The 3,244-nt window shown below is 65.3% G+C and carries 4 protein-coding genes; 1 reads left to right on the forward strand and 3 read right to left on the reverse strand.

All coding sequences use genetic code 11. The features are described from left to right. Positions 1-345, reverse strand: a 345-nt coding sequence (gene infC / locus H0T81_RS04925) for a translation initiation factor IF-3 (protein WP_294010469.1), incomplete at its 3' end; no start/stop codon positions are given. A 176-nt stretch (positions 346-521) separates the two neighbouring features. Next, positions 522-2,540: a threonine--tRNA ligase gene (gene thrS, locus H0T81_RS04930; RefSeq protein WP_294010474.1), complete on the reverse strand. Its 2,019-nt coding sequence runs from the start codon at positions 2,538-2,540 to the stop codon at positions 522-524. A gap of 129 nt (positions 2,541-2,669) precedes the next feature. Between thrS and H0T81_RS04935 the strand changes: the two genes are divergently transcribed. Continuing rightward, positions 2,670-2,885 (forward strand): helix-turn-helix transcriptional regulator, encoded by a 216-nt coding sequence (locus H0T81_RS04935; RefSeq protein WP_294010470.1) that lies wholly within the window; start codon positions 2,670-2,672, stop codon positions 2,883-2,885. Here H0T81_RS04935 and H0T81_RS04940 read toward each other — a convergent pair. Then, the coding region (locus H0T81_RS04940) for an aldo/keto reductase (RefSeq protein ID WP_294010472.1) at positions 2,882-3,244 on the reverse strand (363 nt) is incomplete at its 5' end. The genes H0T81_RS04935 and H0T81_RS04940 overlap by 4 nt on opposite strands.

Consider the following 3,244-nt stretch of genomic DNA (forward strand, 5'->3'; position numbering starts at 1 on the left):
GACCTTGTCGCCCTCCTCGAGGAACTCGAAGACCTTCTTCATCTTCGTGTCATAGTCGTGGTCGTCGATGTTGGGACGCATCTTGATCTCCTTGATCTCCTGCGTCTTCTGCTTCTTGCGCTGCTCGCTGGCCTTTTTCTGGGCCTCATATTTGTAGCGGCCGATATCGAGGTATTTTGCCACCGGCGGGTCGGCGTTGGGAGAAATCTCGACGAGGTCGAGCCCGACCTCGGCGGCCTGCTCGATCGCTTCGCGGGTATACATTACCCCCAGGTTTTCGCCGTTTTCGTCGATCACCCGAACCTTGGGAGCGGTGATGAACTCGTTGTAGCGGGGGCCGGACATAGCCGGCGGCGTCTGCGGTCGGCGCGGATAGGGCGGGGGTATAGCTTGGTCTCCGTTGGGTTGTTCGACCGATGCGAGTTAGGCGGTTGGATCGGAGTTGGAAAGGCTCGCGCCGACGCCGAGTCGTTTTTGACTCCACCTGTGGCGATGCGGCGTCAGGGTTTTTGAGCGGGCGTTCAACGGCGCAAGTCGGGCGGCACGGCTTCGGCGGCGATCATCGCCACGGCTTCCTCGAGGCTCATCATCTGCTGGCGCTCCTCCGAGCCGAGCCGGCGAAGCGCGACGCTGCGCTCGTCGGCCTCGCGCTTGCCGACCACCAGCAGCAGCGGGACCTTGGCCAGGCTGTGCTCGCGCACCTTGTAGTTGATCGTCTCGTTGCGAAGGTCCGTCTCGACTCGCACGCCCGCTTCGCCAAGGTCGGCCGCGACCTCCTGGGCATAGCCATCGGCATCGGAAACGATGGTCGCGACCACCGCTTGGACCGGCGCCAGCCACAGCGGGAACTTGCCGGCGTGATGTTCGATGAGGATGCCGATGAAGCGCTCGAGCGAGCCGAGCACCGCCCGGTGGAGCATGACGGGCCGGTGCCTTTGCCCATCCTCGGCGATATAGGCTGCATCGAGCCGTTCCGGCAGCACATAGTCGAGCTGGAGCGTGCCGCACTGCCACGCCCGACCGATCGCGTCCGTCAAATGGAACTCAATCTTCGGGCCATAGAAGGCTCCCTCACCGGGCAACTCCTCGTAATCGAAGCGCTCGCCTGTGAGACCTGCCTGTCGCAGAGCCTCCCGGAGATCGTTCTCCGCGCGTTCCCACAAAGCATCATCGCCGGCACGAAGATCGGGCCGAAGCGCCAGCTTCACCGCATAGCTCTCGAACCCTAGTTCCCGGTACACGGTATCGAGCAGGGCACAGAAGGCCTTGGTCTCATCGACGATCTGGTCGTCCGTGCAAAAGATGTGGGCGTCGTCCTGCGTGAGCTGTCGAACCCGCATAATCCCGTGGAGAGCGCCGTGGGGCTCGTTCCGGTGGCAAGAGCCGAACTCGGCGAGCCGAAGCGGCAGGTCGCGGTAGGACTTAATCCCCTGGCGGAATACTTGTACATGCGCCGGACAGTTCATCGGCTTCAGCGCCATCAATCCCGCCGAGCCGCTTAGAACCGACTGGTCGCCCTCGCCCGTGCCCGGAACCTCGTCAGGCACGACGAACATGCTCTCGCGGAACTTCTCCCAGTGGCCCGACGTCTCCCAGACCTTAAGGTCCATGAGCTGCGGCGTCTTAATCTCCTGGTAGCCGGCCTTGTCGAGCCGCCGACGGAGATAGGCCTCGAGCTGGCGCCAAATGGTCCAGCCGTTGGGGTGCCAGAAGACCGACCCGTGGGCTTCGGCCTGGAGGTGGAACAGGTCCATCTCCTGGCCGATCTTGCGGTGATCGCGCTTGGCCGCTTCCTCGAGGCGGACGAGATAAGCGTCGAGCTGCTTCTTGTTGAGCCAGGCGGTGCCGTAGATCCGACTCAGCATCGGATTCCTCGGATCGCCGCGCCAATAGGCGCCCGAAACCCGGGTCAGCTTGAACGACAGCGGATCGAGCTTCCCGGTCGAGGCGAGGTGCGGGCCGCGGCACAGGTCCATCCACGCGCTGTCGCCTTCGCCCGAGCGGTACATGGTGATCGGCTCGCCCTCGGGCAGCTCCATCACCCATTCGGCCTTGAACGCCTCGCCGCTCTTCTCGAAATAGTCGCGCACCCGGTCGCGGGTCCACACCTCGCGGATGAGCGGCTCGTCGGCGGCGATGATCCGCCGCATCTCCTCCTCGATCGCCGGCAGGTCCTCCTCGGTAAAGGGGCCACGGTCGGGGGGCGGCGCGAAATCGTAATAGAAGCCGTCCTCGGTCGCCGGGCCGAACGTGATCTGAGTTCCCGGAAACAGGTTCTGGACCGCCTCGGCAAGCACGTGCGCAAAATCGTGCCGGACCAGCTCCAGCGCGTCCTTCTCGTCGCGCGAGGTCACCAGCTCGACGCGCGCATCGCCCTCGAGCGGCCGGTTGAGGTCGCGCAATTCGCCGTCGACCTTGGCCGCCAGCGCCGCCTTGGCGAGGCCCGGCCCGATCGCCGCCGCGACGTCGGCCGGGGTCGAGCCCTCGGGCATTTCCCGAACCGAGCCGTCGGGAAGCGCGATCTTGAACAGCGTGGTCATCGGACCGGCCATGTAGCGGCGCACAGCCACTGCCTCAACCGATTGCTTGCGGGCCGGGTAGTCAAGCACCATTGACATGACGCCGGATGAGAGTAAAGCTACCTTTACAAACGCGCGGAGGCTTGCCGCTTGGAAAACCGTCTGAAGTCGCTTCGCGCCGCGCGCAGTTGGAGCCAGGGCCACCTCGCTCACAAGCTCGAGGTGTCGCGTCAGAGCGTCAATGCGATCGAGACCGGTCGCTACGACCCGTCGCTACCGCTCGCCTTCCGGATCGCCGAGCTGTTCGATATGCCGATCGAGGAGGTCTTCGTCTCGCCGGCCCGGCGAAGCTCGAAAGCGATCTAGTCCGCAGCCGCCCTGGCCTGCGCCGCGTCGATCAGCGCTTCGGCGCGCACGAACAGCTCGGCGTCGACCATCGCTCCCGATGCCTGGGCGTTTTCGAGCACCTGCTCGGGGCGCGACGCGCCGATGATCGCCGAAGCGATTGGCCAGGTTCGACGTCCGGAAGACGTCGCGGTGATGCCCCCGGCATCACCTGCCTGGCCAATGGGCTCGCGCAGCACCCAGGCGAGCGCGAACTGCGGCAGAGTCAGGCCGGCCTGCTCGGCGATCGGCTTCAATTGCTGCACCGCGCGCAGCACGGCTGGCTGCATCAGCCGGTCCATCCATCCGCCCATCACGTCGTCCGCCGCGCGGGTTCCGGG

This window comes from Sphingomonas sp. (assembly GCF_013812825.1).
In the GTDB taxonomy this organism is placed as follows: domain Bacteria; phylum Pseudomonadota; class Alphaproteobacteria; order Sphingomonadales; family Sphingomonadaceae; genus Sphingomicrobium.